We start from the raw sequence: 20442 nt of genomic DNA on the forward strand, positions 1-20442 counted from the left end.
GAGTTTTATTTATGCTGCCTGTTTACTAAAAATATAGTAACAGGCATTTATTTTGTCATTTATTCTCATGCACTTGCAAAATAGTGAGGAGGGAATAATATGAAAATCATGAACATGAAAACAAAAAAAATAGAAGTGAAAAAAGAGGAAAGAAAAAATTTAACAGAAACTAAATTAAAAAAAGCTGCGGTATTATCACAAACAGAGTTATTTGATTTTTTACAAACTGATTCAAATGGACTAAGTGATAAAATTGCTAAAGATAGAATAGAAGAATATGGATTAAATGAAATAACAGATAAAAACAATGATACATGGTATAAGAGATTATTTAATTCATTTGTAAACCCATTTACAATAATACTTGTAGTGCTTGCACTAATATCATTTGTAACAGACTTTGTTATAGCTGCTCCAGCGGATAGAAGTTTAACAGCTGTAATTATAATAGGTAGTATGGTCACATTAAGTGGAGTATTAAAGTTTGTTCAAGAAGGAAAATCAAGTAATGCAGGTAAAAAGCTAAGAGAAATGATAATAACTACAGCTACAGTATTACGTGGTGGAAAAGAAGTAGAAGTTCCAATAAATGAACTAGTTCCAGGCGATATGATAAAATTAGCTGCAGGAGATATGATTCCAGCAGATATAAGAATATTATCATCTAAGGATTTATTTATAAGCCAGGCATCAATGACTGGAGAATCTGAACCTGTTGAAAAGTTTGGAAAAGAACTAGAAACAGTTTCTGTGATGAGCCAATCTATACTTGAACTTGAAAACTTAGCGTTTATGGGAACTAATGTAATAAGTGGATCAGCAACAGCAGTTGTAGTAGTTACAGGAGATGACACTTTTATAGGTAATATAGCTGATATAGTTACAGAAAAAAGAGAAGAAACAAGTTTTGATAAAGGTGTAAACTCAGTAAGTATGATTTTAATCAAATTTATGGCAATAATGGCTCCAACAATTTTCATAATAAATGGATTAACTGATGGGGACTGGTTAGAAGCATTCTTATTTGGTATATCAATTGCAGTAGGATTAACTCCTGAAATGTTACCGATGATAGTTACTACAAATCTTGCAAAAGGTGCAGTAGCAATGTCTAAGAAAAAAGCTATAGTTAAAAATTTAAACTCTATTCAAAATTTCGGAGCTATAGATGTATTATGTACTGATAAAACAGGAACTTTGACAGAAGATAAAATAATATTAGAACGTCATTTAGATGTTGAAGGTAATGAAAATTTAAGTGTTTTAAAACATGGATATTTAATAAGTAAATTCCAAACAGGACTTAGAAATTTACTAGATGTAGCTATACTTGAATATGGAGAGAAAAAGAATTTATCTGATATTGTAAGTTCATATGAAAAAGTTGATGAAATTCCATTTGACTTCACTCGCCGTAAAATGTCAGTAGTATTAAGTGATGAAAATAATAATAATCAGCTACTAACAAAAGGTGCGGTAGAAGAGATGTTAGATATTTCAAGTAAAGTGGAGTATAGAGGAGACATAGTTGATTTAACTGAGGAATTAAAAGAAAAAGTTTTAAAAACAGTAGAAGATCTAAACAGCAAAGGTATGAGAGTTATAGGTGTAGCTAGAAAAGCTAACGTATCAAAAAATACAGAATTCTCAATAGCTGATGAAAAAGATATGATTTTAGTTGGATATATAGCTTTTTTAGATCCTCCAAAAGAGTCTTCATATGAAGCTATCAAAACTTTAAATGAATATGGAGTAGATGTAAAAGTATTAACTGGAGATAATGAACAAGTAACAAAGTATGTATGCAAACAAGTTGGAATAGATGTAAGTAATATAATACTTGGGCATCAAGTTGAAGTAATGTCAGATGAAGAATTAAAAGAAGTAGTAGAAAGTACAAATGTATTTGCAAAACTTTCGCCAGAGCAAAAATCTAGAGTGGTATCAATGTTAAGAAGCAATGGTCATGTAGTTGGATTCATGGGAGATGGAATAAACGATGCACCAGCTATGAGAAAATCAGATGTTGGTATATCAGTTGATACAGGTGTAGATATAGCGAAAGAGTCAGCAGATATAATATTACTTGAAAAAGACTTAATGGTTCTTGAAAATGGAATAAAAGAAGGTCGTAAGACTTATGCAAATATAATTAAGTATATAAAAATGACTGCAAGTTCAAACTTTGGTAATATGTTTAGTGTATTAGCATCAAGTATATTCTTACCATTTTTACCAATGCTTCCAGTTCAATTATTAATGCTAAACCTTATATATGATATATCTTGTATGTCAATACCATGGGATAATGTAGATGAAGATTACTTAAAAGTACCACGTAAGTGGGAAGCAGCATCAATTGGTAACTTTATGAAGTGGATAGGACCTACAAGTTCAGTGTTTGATATAACAACATATTTATTAATGTACTTTGTTATATGTCCTGCTGTATTAGGTGGCGGATATAATGATCCGGGAGTAGACAAAACTTTATTCATGATGTTATTTAATGCAGGGTGGTTTGTTGAATCATTATGGTCTCAAACATTGGTAATTCACATGATAAGAACACCAAAATTACCATTTATTCAAAGTAGAGCATCACTTCCACTACTTATATTAACAACTATGGGTATAGCTGTTGGAACAATAATACCGTACACTCCATTTGGAAGTGCATTAAATCTTTATCCTATGCCAATGATATACTTTGCATGGTTAATAGCTACAATAATAGCATATATGGTTTTAGTTACTATAGTTAAAAAGATATATATAAGAAAATATGGGGAATTATTATAAATGACTGAATAAAAAAGAAGGATATATTGATCTGACGAAAGACAATATATCCTTCTTTTTCTATAGTAAATATAGTTAATATATCTATAATTTTAAAATAATAAAATGTATATGTTATAATTAATACATTGAGATTAATGACCATTAAAAAAGAGGAGAGAATTATGGATTTATTTGATTTATTAGAACAAAAAGAAGCTAACGAAAAAATCAAAGAATCTGAATTATCTAGAGGAGATCATATAAGACTTAATAGTTATGTTGGATCTAGATTAAATACAGATTTTAGAACGAAAAATAAAAAAACTAATAATATAAAAGAAGAAATAGATACAATAAAAGATGCTAAGGAAACTAAAAATATTGAAATAAAAGAAAGTGAAAAAGTTAAATATTTAAAAATAGATGAAGACAATAATAAAGAAAAACTACTTGTTATAGATGGATCATCATTACTTAGTACAAGTTACTTTGCAAGACTTCCAAGACAAATAATGTTTGCTAAAACAATTGAAGAAAAAGAACAATTTTATGATAAGATACTTCAAACAAAAGATGGAATATATACAAATGGAGTTTTTGGGTTTATGCAAATTATGCTATCTATGATAAAAGAGCAAAAGCCTACACACTTAGCAGTTTGCCTAGATTCTACTAGAATGACTTTTAGAAAGTTAATATATGATGATTACAAAGGGACAAGAAAACCTATAGAAGTTCCTTTAAAAGAACAATATGATTTATTAAGAGAAATGCTTGAAACTATAGGGGTTAAGGTTTTAATTTCAACTCCAAGTGAAGACTATAGCAATGTATTTGAAGCTGATGACTTTGCAGGAAGTTTATCAAAGCAATTCCAAGATCAAATTCCAGTTGCGCTATACACTAAAGATGAGGATTATTTACAACTAGTTGATCACAACACAGTTGTATGGATGAACACATCAAAAGCAACTGACATAGCTAAAACTTGTGATATAAACTTGAAAGAATGTAACTTACCAAACAATACATTTGAATATACAGTTGATTTATTAAAGAAAGTTAAAAAATTAAAACCTCATCAAATAATTGACTATAAATCTATATCTGGAGATTCTTCAGATAACATTCCAGGTATAAAAGGATTAGGAGATACAACAAGTATACCTCTACTTCAAAAATATAATACACTAGAAGATATATATAAAGCTATAGAAGGATTAGATGAAAAAGGATTAAAGTTAAAGGCAACAGATTGGAAAAATGAACTAGGAATAAGAAATCCTATGAAAAAGTTAGTTGCAGAAAAAGACAATGCATTTATGTCTAAACAGTTAGCAACAATAAAAACTGATATAGATGTAGGGTTAACTTTAGATGATTTAAAAATAAATATAGACAAAGACATATTAAGAGAACAACTAGATAAGTACGAAATGAAAAGTATAAAATTATAAAAAATAGAAAAACCTCAAAATAGTAGAATGAATAGCAAAGGATAGATATGTAAGTTTTAGCGACCTTTAAAGCGTTTTACTAGCTTTGGGAGGGAAGGTATTATGAGCGTATGTAAAAGTGCAGTTATATTGGCTGGTGGGAAGAGTAGTAGGATGAAATTTGATAAGCAGTTTTTAGTAATAGATGAAAAAAGGCTTATATATGATTTAGCCAATAAATTAGAAAATCATTTTAATGAAATTATAATTGTTACAAACAAACCTGAATTTTACAATGATTGTAGTTATAAAGTTGTTGTAGATGAGATAAAAGAATGTGGACCTCTAAGTGGAATACATATAGGTCTTAAGAGTGCTAGTAGCGAATATGTTTACTTCTTAGCGTGTGATATGCCTAATATTGATAACAATTATATTAAGTTTATGAAAGAAAACATAAGTACATTATATGATATTTATATTACTAAGTTAGATAAATTTGCAGAACCATTTCATGGGGTTTATAAAAAAAGCTTATATGAAGATATAGAAAAATTTCTATTAGTGAGTGAGAAAAAATCTATAAATAGATTTTTATATGATAAATCGATTTTTTATTTAAATGAAGATGATTTTAATAGAAATCATTTTGATTTAAATATTTTTATCAATTTAAATAATCAGGAAGACTTAAATAATTTTATAAATGAAGTAGATTTAAATAGACGTTACTAAAACATAGGTGGAAAAAGTGGGGAGTATAAAAGACATGAATAAAAAAGGAACTGTATTAGCTATTAATATAAGTGAGAACAAAGGAGTTATAAAAACTCCAATAGAAGTAGGGGCTTTTAAGGAAGATCATGGGTTAGTAGGAGATGCTCATGCAGGCAACTGGCATAGACAAGTAAGTTTACTAGGAGATGAAAGTATAGAAAAAATAAGACAAATGGGAATAGAAGGTTTAGATACTGGAAAATTTGCTGAAAACATAACTACAAAAGATATAGTTTTATATGAATTGCCAGTAGGTACTAAGCTTAAAATAGGAGATACTATTCAAGAAGTAACTCAAATAGGTAAAAAATGTCATGCAGGATGTGCTATAAAAAATCAAGTAGGGGATTGTGTAATGCCTAGAGAAGGTATATTTACAAAAATTATCAAAGGTGGAGAAGTAAGACCTGGAGATACAATAGAAGTAATAGAAGAATAGGTATAAGGGTAAGTTTTAAATAGTAAGACGCTTAAGACAAATATATAAGTTTTGCTTCCAAAGCTGAAAAGATGCTTTGAAGGTCGCTAAAACTTATATATTTATCTTTTGCTATCTATTTAAAACTTACCCTTATTTTATTTTAAAGGGATGGAGTTGTAGTGGTAGATTTTGATTTAGCTGGAATGAAACTAAATACTATGCCTCCTATTATTGCTGGCAAAATCCAGTTAAATCCTAAGTTTGCAAGTGGAATCTGATGTACAAATTGTATACTTATACCTAAACTATCTATGACATTAAGTAAACTTATTAAAAGTGTTGCGTAAGCTGCACCTTTTAATGTCATATCATTAGTAATAATCTTTTTAAATATATTCATAACTACTAAAACTATAGTTACAGGATAGATTAAACTTAATATAGGTATTGCTATTTGTATAATTTTATCAACGCCAAAGTTTGAAACTATTGCACTGAATACACAAATAAATATAACTATATGCTCGTATTTTAACTTTTTATTAGTGAAATCTTCGAAAAATTTAGCTGTAACAGAAGTTAAACCTATTGAAGTCGTAAGGCATGCAAATCCAACTACAATCGCTAACATAATAGTTCCAGTACTTCCTAATAACTGATGAGTAATATTTATAAGTAAAGCTGTTTGAGATATATTTGTATCGTATAAGCTAGAAGCTGTAGCTCCTAGGAATGTTAACCCACCGTAAACCACTGTAAGCCCAACACATGCTATTAAAGCTGATTTTATTGCTAGTGATATATTTTCATTTTTATCTGTATACCCTTTACTAACAAGAGAAGTCATAATTAAGGCTACTATTCCGCCTATTCCTAAGGCATCCATTGTTTGGTATCCTTGAGTAACTCCTGTTATAAAAAGATCTGAAGAATTAACATCTTCTAAATTTCCAATAGGAGATACTATGCCCTTTACTATTAAAAATGCAAGTGATAGTAATAAAATTGGAGTTAAAAATTTACCTATTATATCCATAACTTTAGTAGGCTTTATTGTAAGTAACAGTGTTATAGAGAAAAATATTAAAGAGAATAAAAGTGGATTAAAATTCTTTGTAAGTGGTAATACACTCATTTCAAATGTTGTTGCTCCAGTTCTTGGAATAACCAATATAGGACCAAGACATAACATCATTAAAAATTCTAAGGTAATTCCGAACTTCTTACCGGCTCTACCTATTACATTTTGAAGACTTCCAGCTTTAGAAATTGCAATTATTGATAATAAAATTATTCCAACATCAGCTAATATGAAACCTAAAAAGCTTATTAACCAGCTACTTCCAGAGGAAATACCTATATATGGGGGGAATATCAAGTTTCCTGCTCCAAAGAACATCGAGAATAGAGCAAATCCTATTATTAAAATATCTTTATTTTTATTCATAATTAATCCTCTTTTCTTAATAATTTATAAAGTATATGCAAAAAGGCCACATAGTGGATACTATGCAGCCTTTTTTGCCTAGGATTAAAAAAGCCACATAGTATTATCTATGCGGCCTAAGTACAAGCTAAATTTAGCCACCATAGATACAAACAATTTTCCGTTTGTACCTATGATTTTCGATTTATATCATAAATACAAACTTAACTATAATAGCTAAAATAAAACTTATTAAATTGTAAGTTGTTAGTTAAGTTTATATTAATCATCTTCATTTAATCTCCTCATTAAAATTTGTTTTTGTTAGAAATAATTATATGACTTAATTATAAAAAATGCAATAGAGAATTTTAAAAAAATTTAAAAAATTAAAAAAATGAAATTTTTAATTAAATTAAAATTAAAAAATCTAAAAAAAATTTTTTACTTCAATTTAAAGATATTTGAAGGAGGTAAGTTAAAAAATAATAAAGTTGATTGGAAAATAACATTGTACTTAATGTATTGAAAAAATAAAAAATTATTCGAAATAATCAAAAGTAAAATTTAATCATGGTTAATTAAAATAAAAAGTAATAATATATAAAATTCAGCATAGAAATATGTAGAAAAATGGAAAAAATATGAGCATTTCGATGTAAATACTGATATATAGTATAAAATAATAAAAAATAGGGGGATTTGGAATATAAACGTTTAAAAAAAATGTTTTCAAATATCGGATTCTTTTGAATAGAAGTAAAAATCACAATATTTAAATTAAACTAAAATCTATTGAAAAGCAAAAATAATGATGATAATCTAACAATAAATAAGGGGATGATAAATTAATGACATAAATGTTATTAATTTGTCAAAATAAAGAAATCATATTTAAGGGGGATTCACATGTCACAACCAAGCAATAATAATGTTAAAAAGCTTACGCTAGTACCATTAATACTTATGATATTTACATCAGTATTTGGATTTGGTAATATGCCAAGAGCATTCTACTTAATGGGGTATGCAGCTATACCATGGTACGTATTAAGTGCTGTACTATTTTTTATACCATATGCGTTTATGATGGCTGAATATGGATCTGCATTTAAAAAAGAAAGTGGAGGTATGTATTCGTGGATGGAAAAATCTGTAGGAGCTAAATATGCTTTTATAGGTACATTTATGTGGTACGCATCTTATGTAATTTGGATGGTAAGTGTTTCTTCTAGTTTATGGATACCATTATCAAATGCTATATTTGGTACAGATGTTACAGGAAGTTGGAGCTTATTTGGATTAACATCAGTTCAAACTTTAGGAATATTAGGTGTAATATGGATAGCAGTTGTTACATTTGTAGCTACTAAAGGAGTTGACAAAATAAGTAAAATAACTTCTATAGGTGGAACTGCTGTTGCACTACTTAATATAGTCTTATTAGCTGGAGGTATATTAGTAGTAGTTTTAACTGGGGAATTAGCAGAACCTATAAGTAATGCGGCTCAAGCCTTCACTATATCACCAAGTCCTGATTACCAAGGTTTTGTGCCTGTTTTATCATTCTTAACATTTGCAGTATTTGCATTTGGAGGACTAGAAGTTTTAGGTGGTCTTGTTGACCAAACTGAAAATGCTGAAAAAACGTTCCCTAAAGGGCTTGCAATATCTGCAGTGGTTATATCTGTAGGATATGCAATTGGGATATTTGCATGTGGTATGTTTACTAACTGGAGTGAAGTATTATCTGGAGAAAATGTAAATATGGCAAATGCTACATATGTATTAATGGCAAATTTAGGATACAAAGTAGGAATCGGATTTGGATTATCTGAAAGTATAGCTCTTACTATGGGAGCTTGGACTGCTAGATTTGTTGGTTTCTCAATGTTCTTAGCATTAACTGGAGCATTCTTTACATTAACTTATTCACCGCTTAAAACGTTAATACAAGGAGCACCAAAAGAGTTATGGCCTGGCAAATTAGGAGACTTAAAAAATGGTATGCCTGTAAATGCTATGAAAGTTCAAGCAATTATAGTAATATGTATTATTTTATTAGTATCTTTTGGAGGAAGTAATGCAAAACAATTCTTTACAATATTAACTTTAATGACAAATGTTGCAATGACTATAACATATATGTTCTTATCAGCAGCATTCCCAGCATTTAAGAAAAAGCAATTAAAGGGAGAAATACCAAAGGAATATGTTGTGTTTAAGTCTCAGGCTAGTGCTACTATATCAGCTATAATAGTAACTGGAATAGTAGGGTTTGCTAATGTATTTACTATAATAGAACCTTTAATGGATTCTCCTGCAAGAGTAAGTGATACATTAACTATGGTAGGTGGACCATTACTATTTGCATTGTTAGGATTTGTATTGTTTACAGTATATGAGAAAAAAGATAGTTTAAGAGAAAGTAAAAATGAAAAAGTTGTAGGATAGATAAGAAAAGAGAGCAATCTGCTCTCTTTTTTATTTTTTATGCTTAAAGAAATTACATATATAAGAAATTGTTGATAATAGTTTTAGAAAATTTAAAATTATTGTATAATAAATTGAAAATATAATTAGTATTTAAGGATGTGTGTAAATGAGTGTAAAAATATATGATAAGGATAACCCAAGTTTAGTGAACTCTATGGTATGTGCAATAGATATACTTGGATTTTCTCAAATGATAGTAGATTCTTGTGAAGAAGGATATGGAGATAAACTACTTAAAGAAATCAATTATCTTATAAATAAAAATAAACAATGCATAATCCCTAATAAATATAGTAAAGGAAAGATTAAAATATTTACTGATAATATGGTTGTTGCATATCCTATAAATGGAGATGGAGAAGAAGAATTAGATGAGATATTAGAAAATGTATCAGAGTATCAGTTTAACTTATCTTTAGAAGGTTTATTTGTAAGAGGTGGCGTTAGTGTTGGAGACTTTTATATAAATGATGATATAGTATTTGGTCCAGCTCTTTTAGATGCTCATAATACAGAGAGTAAAGTATCTTGTTATCCAAGAATTGTACTTGATGACAAGACTGTAAAAAGGCTACAAAAATATATAAACTATTATGATGTAGCTCCACAAAAAAATAAGATACTTATAGATAGTGATGGTCAGTGGTTTTTAAATTATCTAAATACTATATTTAAATATTACACAGAGTGTAGTAATGACTATGAATTTGAGAGAGTACAACAAGAGCTATTGTTTAGACATAAAAAGAAACTTGAAGAACTATTAAATAAGCATAAAACAAATATAGTAGTTTGGGATAAGTATGTTTGGACAGCTAATTATCATAATTATTTCTGTGATTTACATTTCCCAGATGAAAAATGGCTTAAAATAGCTAAAAAAGATTTATTATCATGGCCAAGACAAATTTTAAGTAGCGATATATAATATAAAAATAGCTGTATTTAGTATAAAATGGACTAAATACAGCTATTTTTAATTTTTCAAAAGGATATATATATAAACGCATCAAACTCTATAAATAAGTATATTTAGGAGGGGTTTTATGAGAGAAAGTAATTATGATGAAACTATGCTTTTGCATTATGATGAGGATAAAAAAGATTATAAAGGAGCAGTAGTACCACCTATATATCAAAATAGTTTATTTACTTTTGAGGACTGGGATTCTATAGATAAAGCTTTTGATGATCCTGTAAACAATTGCATATATACAAGAGGAAAAAATCCTACTGTATCAATTGTTGAAGAAAAGCTATCTAAATTGGCAGGTGGAGAAAAAGCGAAGCTTTTCACATCAGGAATGGCTGCCATATCTTCTGCTATTATGCACTTTGTAAAACCAAATGGACATATAATTACATTAAAAAATATATATGGACCAGCTAACAACTTTATGGGGAGTTATTTAAAAGAAAAAATGAATATCGAAGTTACATACATATCAGGTAAAGACATAAATGAGTTTAGGGAAAATATAAAAGAAAATACTTGTTTAATATACCTAGAAAGCCCTTCAAGTGTAGTTTTTAGTTTACAAGATATAAATGAAATTTCAAAACTTGCAAAAGTACATAATATAAAAACTATTATAGACAATACTTGGGCTACACCTATATATCAAAAACCTTTAAAAATGGGAATCGATTTAGAGGTTCACTCTTGTTCTAAATATATAGGAGGACACAGTGATATAGTAGCAGGGGTTATAATAGGAAGTGAAAAAGATATAAAAGATATATTTGAAAAGGAGCATGCTTTATATGGTGGTAAAATAGCTCCATTCGAAGCTTGGCTAATAATGAGAAGTTTAAGGACATTGCCTATAAGATTAGCTAAACATCAAGAAAATGCACTACAAGTTGCAAAATTTTTGGAAAGTCATCAAAAAGTAAAAAAAGTATATTATCCAGGAATTAAAAGTTTTGAGCAATATGAATTAGGAAAAAAACAAATGGATGGATATACAGGACTAATGGCTATAGATTTAGATTGTAAAGACCTTGATAAGATAAAAGCATTTGTAAATAGATTAGAGTATTTTTACATAGGCGTAAGTTGGGGAGGGTTTGAAAGTTTAGTTTATGCTCCGGCTATAAGTTATTTAAAAGAGATGACTCCAGACAAGTTTGATGCTATGGGAATTAGTTTAGGAAGCATAAGACTTTCTATAGGTTTAGAAAATTATAATGACTTAATATATGATTTAGAAAAAGCACTTAGCATATTATAAATTAAAATTAGAAAAACTATTAAAAATAAAAGTTAAGTTTTTTAGAGTATCATTAGATAATGATGCTCTTTTTAAATTGATGAAAAGAAAAACCGAATAATAAATTAAAAAAATTAAAACTTTTTAGTATGTATAAAGCGTCTATATATATGTAAGGTGAAAGGAGGTCTATAGATTTAGATGAAATTATTGAGCTCAAATAAAAAAATTAAAGAAAAGAAAGTTAAAGACTATATAGTAAACAATCAAGCAGGTTTTTACAAGGTAGCATATAGTTATGTAAAAAATCAAGATGATGCATTAGATATAGTACATGATTCTATATGCAAAGCACTTTCAAAATTAGATTCTCTTAAAGATGAAGAATCTATTAAACCATGGTTTTATAAAATTTTAATAAATAGTTCTATAGACTATATAAGAAAAAATAGTAAGTATGTAACTTTAGAAGAAGAATTGTTATCTGATGAATATAACTCAAATGACACATATACGGATATAGATCTTCAAAGAGCATTAGAAAAACTGCCAGAAGAATATAGAGTTATTATAGTTTTAAGATACTTTGAAGATATGAAAATAGATGAGATAGCAAATGTACTATCACAAAATACAAATACAATAAAAACTAAACTTTATACTGGACTTAGAAGACTTAAGATAAAAATAAAAACAGAAGATTATTAAGGAGTGAAGTTTATGAAGGATATAGATAAAATAAAAAAATTAAAACAAAATTATAATGATATAAAAATACCTAAAAATTTAAATGAGGTTGTAAATGATGCTATAAATTCAAAACACAGAAATAAGAGGGTTAATAAAAAATGGATAGTAGCTGCAGCATCTGTATGTGTTGTTATAGGAGCAGTTAATATAAATAAATCATTTGCACAAAGTTTAGAAGAAATACCTGTAATAGGCAGTGTAATAAAGATAATAAACTTTTCCAATTATGAAATAAAAGAAGATGGGTACGAGGCATCTATAAAAGTACCAAAAATTGAAGGTTTAGATAATAAAGATTTAGAGTATAAATTAAATAAAGAATTTGAATCGGAAGGTAAAAAATTATACGATCAATATCTACAAGAAGTTAAATCTTTAAAAGATTCTAACTCGGCAGGTCATAAAGCAGCAGAATCATGGTATGAAGTTAAAACTGATAATGATAAAATACTATCTTTAGTAATCTACAATTATGAAGCACAAGGGTCTTCTAACACTACAAGAAAATTCTATAATATAGACAAGAAAAATCAGGTTATATTAACACTAGAAGGTATGTTTAACAATGATAAATATATAGATGCTATAAGCAATAATATAAAAGAGCAAATGAAAAATCAAATGAAACAAGATGAAAATAAAATATATTGGTTAGATGATAAAGAAATGGGAGATGAAAATTTCAAGTCTATAGATAAAAATCAAGATTTTTATATCAATAAAGATGGAGAACTTGTTATTTGCTTTGATAAATACGAAGTAGCACCAGGATACATGGGCTTAGTTGAATTTACAATTCCAAATGATATTATACAGCCACTAATGAATTAGGGAGGATAATAATGGAAACGAGAGCTTATATTAGGGTTTTATTTATTATAGGGTGGATAGGGCTATTTTTAACCATATTTATGATAGTTCCTAGTTTGACTATTTAAAATTAAGGTATTAATATGTAAAGGGTCTATTAAAGGATAGGCTCTTTTTTTATGTAAAATAATAGTTAGAAAATAAATTGTATGAAAGAATATAAAAAATACGTAAAATTAGTAGACATTTTTGGAAAAAATGATATACTAATAATGTAAAAAAGATACACTAATTGAAGGTGGAGGGGACGTATGTTTAGTATAAATAATATAAATGATGGGTTATTTGGAAAGGTTATAGCAAATCCAACTAGAAAAGAATTAAGAGATTTAGCAAAAGATATGGAAAAAACAACAGAATTTAAAAGTGCTAGTTATATAAGTGAAGTTAGAAGTAGAAGTGCTAAAAATACTTATATAGTGGATGAAATAAAAACTGGTGTAGATCAACAAGAAATAAGTAAAGCTAAAGCTGATGAAATTGCAGCTAAAGTATTTGAATATATAAAAGACAAAGAAATGATAAGAGTAGATAGAAAAATGGGTATGAGCGATAAGTTTTCATATAACTGTAGATTATATATATCTAAAAAATATGCAAGAATAGCTCATATGTGGAACAATACATTATTTAATCCAACTGATAGTGAAAATCCAGATTTAGTAAGTATATATGTTCCAGAATGGCCAGAAAGAATAATGTTTGCATATCCAGAAAGTGGAGTTACGTTTATACTAGGAAGTGACTACTTTGGAGAATCTAAAAAATCTTTCTTAAGAATGGCTATGTATAAGGTAAAACAAGCTGGAGGATTAGGATTCCATGCAGGTAGTAAAGTCCTTAGAGTATATGATAAAAACAAAAAATTAAAAGATGTTGGTTTCATAATGTTTGGACTAAGTGGAACAGGAAAAACAACATTAACTATACATGATCATGAATTAACTGGAGAAGAAAAAGCCATAGTAAGACAAGATGACGTTGTATTCATGGATGAAAATGGATATTGCGTAGGAACTGAAAATGGATTCTATATAAAAACTGAAGGATTAAATCCAGAACAACAAAGTGTGTTATATAAAGCAGCTACTAGTGAAAATGCAGCATTAGAGAATATTAAAGTTTATGAAGATGGAAAAGTAGATTTTTATGATACAAGTTTAACTTCAAATGGTAGAGGAGTTATATTAAGAGAAGAAATAGATACAACAGATGACACTGTTAATTTAGAAAAGGCAAATAAGATAATATTTATAACTAGAAGAAAAGATGTAGTACCGCCTGTAGTTAAGTTAGGTCCAAAACAAGCTTTAGATACATTCATGTTAGGAGAGTCTATAGAAACTTCAGCAGGGGACCCAACAAAAGCAGGTCAATCAAAAAGATGCGTTGGAACAAATCCATTTATAATGGGACCTGAAATAGAAGAAGGTATAAAACTTAGAGAAATATTACAAAACAACCCTGATATGGAATGTTTCATACTAAATACAGGAAGTGTTGGAGCTAAAGATGATTTTGATGGTGAAAAATTAACTATCAAAGTATCTACTACTATAATGAAAGAAATAGCAAGAGATAACATAGATTGGGTAGAAGATGAAGAATGGGGTTATATGATTCCTTCAAAAGTAGATGGAATAGATATAAATAAATATAATCCAAGAAATTATTACACTAAAGAAGAATATGATAAAATTGCAAATAAATTAAAATTAGAAAGAAAAGTGTGGTTAGCTAAATACGAAGGGTCTCCAGAGGAAAAAATAGCTGCTACTGTTTCAATATAATAAAGAAAGAGCTATCTTTTTAAGATAGCTCTTTTTGCATTTGGTAAAATACCCCACAATTAATATTATACCACGAAAAAAATATAAAATATAGAATGGAAATCTGGAAGAAGTTGCTATAGAATTAAGGTAAGTTAAATATAAAACCTTACAAAAGATTAAGTATTTAACAATTGTTTATACAAGGAGGTACTACTTATGAATATAAGAGTAATCGGTAAAAATATAAATCCAACAGAAAGCATCAACGCTAAGATTGAGAGTAAGATGGAGAAATTACAACAGTACCTAAACGTAGATACAGATGTAAAAGTTACTATAAGCGCTGAAAAAGAAAAACAAACAGTTGAAGTAACTGTATTACCAATAAAAGGACCTATAATAAGAGCCGAAGAAGGGCAAAAAGATTTATACTCAGCTATAGATGGAGTTTATGATAAGTTATATAAACAACTTAGAAAGTATAAAACTAGATCAAAAAATAGAAAAAATAGTCATCAAAGTATAAGATTTGAAAATATAGAAGATTATAATTTTGAAAGTAATATAGATGAAAAAGATATTCACATAGAAAGAGTTAAAAAGTTTTCAATAAAACCTATGAGCAGTGAAGAAGCAATACTTCAAATGGAATTGCTAGGGCATGACTTCTATATGTTTAGAAATTCAGAAACTGATAAAATAAACACTGTATATAAAAGACATGGATTAGGATATGGAATAATTGAGGAACAATAAAATAAAAAAATCGATTGCTTTATTGCAATCGATTTTTTTACGCTTAAGGAAATTATACTTAACTAATTTTTATGGATAACTTATGTAACATAGTGATATAAATATTTGACATAAAAGTAAAAGTAAGTAATATTAATAATAGAATTATTTATAAGGTGGAGAATATATGGGAAGTTTTATAATTATTATAGTTACTATGATTACTATAGGAATTTTATTAACTAGGAATAGAAGAATTAATAAAAAATTAAAAATATCAATTTCACAATCTATAAAAGAGATAAATTATACCTATAAAGTTTTATTTACAGATAAAGCTATTTTAACAAGGATAATTCAAGCTACTCTTATTGTCGTAGCTGAAGGGACTAGCTTTGTAACTATTTATGCAGGAATTATTAAGTATTTACATATAAATTTATTAAATAGAAATATTGAATTAATTTTTAATTTTTTTTTAGCATTAATTTGTATCGTTATAGTGCATTATGCAATTGGTTATATTTTGGCATTGAGTCTCAAGATACAAACATTTATACATAATGTAGAACATAAAAATTTAAAAGTAGATTTTATACTAAGTTATTTTCTGATAAGCAGTTATTTAACTGTAGCTTTAATTTTCCCAAAAGAGTTTACAAATCAGGTATATATAGGTCTAATAGGGATGATAGTTTGCTATTACTTAAATGTAAAAACATTAATAACATTAATAGCAAATCCTTCAAATATTAAATCTATAAAAAAAGAAGATAACGGATATTCTAGAATTATTATAGCCTCTATACTTATATTAATAATGCTAATTATTAATTTATATTTAATAGTATGCTTAGTTAATGGACTAGAATCTGGTGCATTTTTACATGCTAATAATAAATTTGATTTATTTTACTATACTGTAATAACCTTTACTACTATTGGGTATGGGGATATAATTCCGGTTACAGTACTTGCTAAAATTACATCAATGTTAATATCTGTAACTAGCGTTGTTTGTTTGAGTGTGTTTTTAAGTAGTATGCTTTCATATAAAGATGAGTTATCTAATAAATAGATAACTCATTTTTAATTATTGATATGTTTTTTATAAATTTTCTTTTCTATTACAATAGTATTTTTTCTTCTAAATAAATTTTCTAAATAATTATAGTAGGTTCCAGGGGTGATGATTCCATTAACTGCTATTAAATCTAGACCAGCAGAACCTACAATTGTGTCAGCTAACCTAACACAATTTGATGTTAAGGTAAAATAAGTTTTAAAATATCCTGATTTAAATTTATAGTATTTGCAATTTGCTTCAATATACATTATATTTGTCTCATCTTTATAGTTTACATTGGGATCTAATTGAGCGGGACATTTCCACGAGTAGCAATTAGATTTTATTTTATTTATTCTATTTTTTATTAACTCATGTTGATCTTTAGTTAAAGCTAATGTAAAACCAATTAATGATCTATTAAATTGCGTATTTAAAATTTCGATATATTTATCAGTTTCAACTTCAATTAAAACACCATCACTTACAAGTGTAAATAACCTATTAGAGCTACTGTCATAAGTCCCATATGAGTATGTAGTATTTTCAAATGATATATCTATATGGCCAAATCCGTTTGCACAATCTGGAGCAAGATGTATAAATATATCAACAGTTGAATAAGGGTTGCTTGCATTTAAAACAGCTTTATTTTCTATAAATGTGTCTTCATCAGAATCTAATTTAACAAATCCATTTACTTTTTCAAGAAGTTGCTGAGGTATAAATGCCGAATAAAGTAGGGGCAATCCTATTCTAACTTTTCTTTTTAATTTGTCTGGAACTATATTTTCATCAGAAATTTCTTTGAAAAAATCAGCTAAAAGAGTAAGTGAATAAAGTACAACATAAATACCTGCTAGCTTTGAAACAAATATCATGTATTCTTGAGGGTGAAATAAAAGTACAAAGCTAAAAATTAAAGACATAAGGCTAACTATTAAACCAAATAACCACCCTTTAACTTTATTTTTATATAAAATTAACGCAGCAGTAGTTCTGGCTAAAAAATTTAAAAATGCATATATACCAATTATTCTGACTGCTGAAATCCTAAAAAATTCAGGATGGAGCTTTATAGATAGGGAAAGTATTATGTATAACATACCTAGGCTAAGTTTGCCTAACATAGTATTTTTCTTATTAAATAGATAAGATAGTATATGTAAAACTCCTATAATTAAAAGATATATAGATATCATATTTAAAGTTAGTTTACTTATAAAACTTATATTAAACAGAACTACTATTCCAAAGATAAACACAGCTATAGAAGATAATAATATCGTAAAGGGTGAAATAGTTTTTACTTTCATGAAGACCTCCTAAATTAAATTGTATAAGAAAATTATAACATTAAATGTAAGAATGTATAAATTAGAGTTAATTTAGATAATTCATAAAAAATTTAAGGTTTAGTTAAGAGTTATTTAAAGTTTAGTTTATAGACTATAATTTTACCTGAATATATAATATAAACATAAACAACAAAGGAGGAAATAAAAATGAAATCAAGATTTGAAGGAAATATATTAGGATTTATAGGTGTTAATATTTTAGCAGCAATTATAACTTTGTTAACATTAGGTATAGCAACTCCATGGGCTATGTGTATTAAATATAGATGGGAAATAGATAACACTACAATAGATGGTAAGAGGTTACAATTCATAGGGACTGGTGGAGATTTATTTGTACATTATATTAAGTGGTGGGTATTAACTATAATAACTTTTGGTATATACGGATTTTGGCTATATATAAACTTAATTAAATGGAGAGTTGAAAATACTGAGTTCATAAACTAATGAGGATTTTATCCTCATTTTTTTGTGAAATAGATAAAATTTTAAAAATATATAGGATATAAGTAAATCAAATTTTTTTATTTTTAATTTAAACATATTATTACAAAAATAACCAAAAAATGGTATAATGGGCATTGAGTAAAAGTATACAAATGGGAGGAATTGTTTTGAAAAAAACAGAAATATCTAAAAAGCAAAAAGCTATTATAGGTGGAGTGGTAGTAATAGCTATTTTTGCAGTGGTTTTTTTAGGAATTAAAATAAAAAATAATATGAATAAAGCGTCTGAAGAATCTAAAACTCCTGAAATTTACACGGTTCCAGAAAAAGAAAAAATATATGTAGATGGAAAAGTTATGCCAGCTAAATCAAAAAACTTTTTTGAAGATTCTAATAAGGGGGAGTTAGATAATATAGCAGTAGAAGATGGACAAAAAGTTGATGAAGGGCAAACATTATTTACTTATAAAAACGAAAAAGATATATCTGAAATAGATACATTAAAAGAAACAGTTAAATTAAAGGAAGAGCAATTGAATACTATTCAAGATGAAAATATGAAAAAAAGTTTAGATGAAGAGATTTCTAAATTAAATAACCAAATTAGTAGTCTTGAAGATAGAAAATATGAATCAATAAATGCTCCTTTTGCTGGTAAAGTTTATATAAACCAACAAACGAGTCAAAGTCAAATTTCACCTATTATGACTTTAGAGAGTGAAAATTTTTATGTAAACGGTCAAGTCAGTGAAGATGAATTGTCTAAAATAAATTTAAATCAGGAAGTACAGGTACTAATAAATTCAACAAAAGAAAAATTTAAAGGTAAAATTACATCTATAGGGGAAAGACCATCATCTGACAACGTTGCACCTAAAAAAGATTCAAAACAAAATGTATCTTATTATGATATAAAGGTTAACTTTTTAGAAAATCAAGATTTAAAAAATGTAAAAAATGGATTTCATGTTAAAACTACTATAGAAGTGCTTAATAATCCTATAAAAGTTCCATATACTTCATTATTACAAGAAGATGAAAAAAGATTTGTATACAAGATAATAGATGGAATTGTATATAAACAAGAAGTTAAAACAGGAGAGACAAATGGAGAGTATGCAATAATAACTGAAGGCGTAGGAGAAAAAGATAAAATTATAAAATTTGCAAATGACAAAAGTATAAAAGAAGGCGAAAGCATTTATCCTAATAAAGATAATCAATTAAAAGAGCATAAATAATATAAAAAATGATTATTTGTATAACATTTTGTAGAAAACATGCATATATATTATTAAGATGTTGATATTTATATGTCGCATTTAATAACAAAAAAAGGGTGAATAGATTTATGACATGCAACTACAAAAACAAGTTTAATAAATGTAATCCAGGTTGTAATGAGGAATGCTTAAATGACTGTAGTGAGTGTAGTAAGTACCAACAATTAGCTCATGAAAAATGTGAACAAGCTAACTGTATGATAAACAAAGCTAGTAGAGTTGCTCAGCAAGCTAAACAAGCAGAACAAAGAGCTGATTGTTTAAAACAACAAGCACTAGAAGAATGTGCAAGAGCAAATTGCTTATGGGAAGAATATAGAAGATTAGCTAAACAAGGTGAATCTTTAATGAATGAAGCTAAAAATTGTATGGAAGCAAGTGTAAAATGCTATAAAGATTGCTACAAAGACGATTTTGGATGCAATATGGGTGACTATGGTTATAAACCATGTTTAAATGAAAACCATGGATGTAATCAAGAGTGTAACCATGAATGCAGTCACGATTGCAATCATGTAAATAAATGTAGTCACAATGATAATTGTGAATGCTAATAAATAAAATGTATTAATTAAGAGCAACACTATTTAAAAATAGTGTTGCTT

General features: G+C 27.4%; 17 protein-coding genes. 15 read left to right on the forward strand and 2 right to left on the reverse strand.

Annotated elements, in window-relative coordinates; translation table 11 throughout:
- Positions 1-108 precede the first annotated feature (108 nt).
- From mgtA to KXZ80_RS04935, 4 genes are all read left to right on the forward strand, one after another.
- Entirely contained in the window at positions 109-2802 is a 2694-nt protein-coding gene (gene mgtA, locus KXZ80_RS04920) for a magnesium-translocating P-type ATPase (protein WP_207643737.1), read from the forward strand.
- Positions 2803-2966: 164 nt separating this feature from the next.
- The gene (locus KXZ80_RS04925) at positions 2967-4241 is read left to right on the forward strand and encodes a 5'-3' exonuclease (RefSeq protein WP_021432342.1); all 1275 of its coding nucleotides are present in this window, start codon (positions 2967-2969) and stop codon (positions 4239-4241) included.
- A 102-nt stretch (positions 4242-4343) separates the two neighbouring features.
- Complete coding sequence (gene mobA, locus KXZ80_RS04930; protein WP_021432343.1) at positions 4344-4955, forward strand: molybdenum cofactor guanylyltransferase; 612 nt, start codon at positions 4344-4346, stop codon at positions 4953-4955.
- Positions 4956-4971: 16 nt separating this feature from the next.
- Positions 4972-5436 carry an MOSC domain-containing protein gene (locus tag KXZ80_RS04935; RefSeq protein WP_021432344.1) on the forward strand — a complete coding sequence of 155 codons (465 nt, stop codon included), beginning with the start codon at positions 4972-4974 and terminating at the stop codon, positions 5434-5436.
- 142 nt (positions 5437-5578) lie between these two features.
- On the opposite strand, the gene brnQ is transcribed toward KXZ80_RS04935, so the two are convergent.
- A complete protein-coding gene (gene brnQ, locus KXZ80_RS04940; RefSeq protein WP_021432345.1) occupies positions 5579-6865 on the reverse strand; it encodes a branched-chain amino acid transport system II carrier protein in 1287 nt (428 codons plus the stop codon).
- An 888-nt stretch (positions 6866-7753) separates the two neighbouring features.
- Between brnQ and yjeM the strand changes: the two genes are divergently transcribed.
- The 8 genes from yjeM to KXZ80_RS04980 all read left to right on the forward strand — a co-directional run bounded on the left by yjeM (position 7754) and on the right by KXZ80_RS04980 (position 16758).
- Positions 7754-9298 (forward strand): glutamate/gamma-aminobutyrate family transporter YjeM, encoded by a 1545-nt coding sequence (yjeM, locus tag KXZ80_RS04945; RefSeq protein ID WP_021432347.1) that lies wholly within the window; start codon positions 7754-7756, stop codon positions 9296-9298.
- A 148-nt stretch (positions 9299-9446) separates the two neighbouring features.
- On the forward strand, positions 9447-10268 hold the full coding sequence (locus KXZ80_RS04950; protein WP_021432348.1) for a hypothetical protein: 822 nt from the start codon (positions 9447-9449) through the stop codon (positions 10266-10268).
- Positions 10269-10386: 118 nt separating this feature from the next.
- The gene (locus KXZ80_RS04955; protein WP_021432349.1) at positions 10387-11574 is read left to right on the forward strand and encodes a trans-sulfuration enzyme family protein; all 1188 of its coding nucleotides are present in this window, start codon (positions 10387-10389) and stop codon (positions 11572-11574) included.
- A gap of 180 nt (positions 11575-11754) precedes the next feature.
- Entirely contained in the window at positions 11755-12261 is a 507-nt protein-coding gene (locus tag KXZ80_RS04960; RefSeq protein ID WP_021432350.1) for an RNA polymerase sigma factor, read from the forward strand.
- 12 nt (positions 12262-12273) lie between these two features.
- A complete protein-coding gene (locus tag KXZ80_RS04965) occupies positions 12274-13134 on the forward strand; it encodes an anti-sigma-V factor rsiV (RefSeq protein ID WP_021432351.1) in 861 nt (286 codons plus the stop codon).
- Positions 13135-13424: 290 nt separating this feature from the next.
- A complete protein-coding gene (locus KXZ80_RS04970; protein ID WP_021432352.1) occupies positions 13425-14963 on the forward strand; it encodes a phosphoenolpyruvate carboxykinase (ATP) in 1539 nt (512 codons plus the stop codon).
- A gap of 198 nt (positions 14964-15161) precedes the next feature.
- Positions 15162-15701: a ribosome hibernation-promoting factor, HPF/YfiA family gene (gene hpf, locus KXZ80_RS04975; RefSeq protein WP_021431434.1), complete on the forward strand. Its 540-nt coding sequence runs from the start codon at positions 15162-15164 to the stop codon at positions 15699-15701.
- Between the two features lie 166 nt (positions 15702-15867).
- Positions 15868-16758, forward strand: coding sequence for a potassium channel family protein (locus KXZ80_RS04980; protein ID WP_021432353.1), 891 nt, complete (start codon positions 15868-15870; stop codon positions 16756-16758).
- Positions 16759-16769: 11 nt separating this feature from the next.
- Here KXZ80_RS04980 and KXZ80_RS04985 read toward each other — a convergent pair whose 3' ends face one another.
- Positions 16770-18062 (reverse strand): HdeD family acid-resistance protein, encoded by a 1293-nt coding sequence (locus KXZ80_RS04985; RefSeq protein WP_021432354.1) that lies wholly within the window; start codon positions 18060-18062, stop codon positions 16770-16772.
- A 189-nt stretch (positions 18063-18251) separates the two neighbouring features.
- Here KXZ80_RS04985 and KXZ80_RS04990 point away from each other — a divergent pair, with 189 nt between their 5' ends.
- The 3 genes from KXZ80_RS04990 to KXZ80_RS05000 all read left to right on the forward strand — a co-directional run bounded on the left by KXZ80_RS04990 (position 18252) and on the right by KXZ80_RS05000 (position 20391).
- Positions 18252-18554: a DUF898 family protein gene (locus KXZ80_RS04990; protein WP_021432355.1), complete on the forward strand. Its 303-nt coding sequence runs from the start codon at positions 18252-18254 to the stop codon at positions 18552-18554.
- A gap of 167 nt (positions 18555-18721) precedes the next feature.
- Positions 18722-19795, forward strand: coding sequence for an efflux RND transporter periplasmic adaptor subunit (locus KXZ80_RS04995; RefSeq protein ID WP_021432356.1), 1074 nt, complete (start codon positions 18722-18724; stop codon positions 19793-19795).
- Between the two features lie 110 nt (positions 19796-19905).
- Positions 19906-20391, forward strand: coding sequence for a hypothetical protein (locus KXZ80_RS05000; protein WP_021432357.1), 486 nt, complete (start codon positions 19906-19908; stop codon positions 20389-20391).
- Positions 20392-20442 lie beyond the last annotated feature (51 nt).

Origin of the sequence: Paraclostridium bifermentans (assembly GCF_019916025.1) — a bacterium.
Taxonomy (GTDB): domain Bacteria; phylum Bacillota; class Clostridia; order Peptostreptococcales; family Peptostreptococcaceae; genus Paraclostridium; species Paraclostridium bifermentans.

Bases quoted from the DNA above. Each gene is read 5' to 3' on its own strand.
- KXZ80_RS04965 (WP_021432351.1), top strand. From the start codon at position 12,274: ATGAAGGATATAGATAAAATAAAAAAATTAAAACAAAATTATAATGAT.
- KXZ80_RS04955 (WP_021432349.1), top strand. From the start codon at position 10,387: ATGAGAGAAAGTAATTATGATGAAACTATGCTTTTGCATTATGATGAG.
- hpf (WP_021431434.1), top strand. From the start codon at position 15,162: ATGAATATAAGAGTAATCGGTAAAAATATAAATCCAACAGAAAGCATC.
- KXZ80_RS04950 (WP_021432348.1), top strand. From the start codon at position 9,447: ATGAGTGTAAAAATATATGATAAGGATAACCCAAGTTTAGTGAACTCT.
- KXZ80_RS04980 (WP_021432353.1), top strand. From the start codon at position 15,868: ATGGGAAGTTTTATAATTATTATAGTTACTATGATTACTATAGGAATT.
- KXZ80_RS04970 (WP_021432352.1), top strand. From the start codon at position 13,425: ATGTTTAGTATAAATAATATAAATGATGGGTTATTTGGAAAGGTTATA.
- mobA (WP_021432343.1), top strand. From the start codon at position 4,344: ATGAGCGTATGTAAAAGTGCAGTTATATTGGCTGGTGGGAAGAGTAGT.
- KXZ80_RS04960 (WP_021432350.1), top strand. From the start codon at position 11,755: ATGAAATTATTGAGCTCAAATAAAAAAATTAAAGAAAAGAAAGTTAAA.
- mgtA (WP_207643737.1), top strand. From the start codon at position 109: ATGAACATGAAAACAAAAAAAATAGAAGTGAAAAAAGAGGAAAGAAAA.
- KXZ80_RS04985 (WP_021432354.1), bottom strand. From the start codon at position 18,062: ATGAAAGTAAAAACTATTTCACCCTTTACGATATTATTATCTTCTATA.
- yjeM (WP_021432347.1), top strand. From the start codon at position 7,754: ATGTCACAACCAAGCAATAATAATGTTAAAAAGCTTACGCTAGTACCA.
- KXZ80_RS05000 (WP_021432357.1), top strand. From the start codon at position 19,906: ATGACATGCAACTACAAAAACAAGTTTAATAAATGTAATCCAGGTTGT.
- KXZ80_RS04925 (WP_021432342.1), top strand. From the start codon at position 2,967: ATGGATTTATTTGATTTATTAGAACAAAAAGAAGCTAACGAAAAAATC.
- brnQ (WP_021432345.1), bottom strand. From the start codon at position 6,865: ATGAATAAAAATAAAGATATTTTAATAATAGGATTTGCTCTATTCTCG.
- KXZ80_RS04990 (WP_021432355.1), top strand. From the start codon at position 18,252: ATGAAATCAAGATTTGAAGGAAATATATTAGGATTTATAGGTGTTAAT.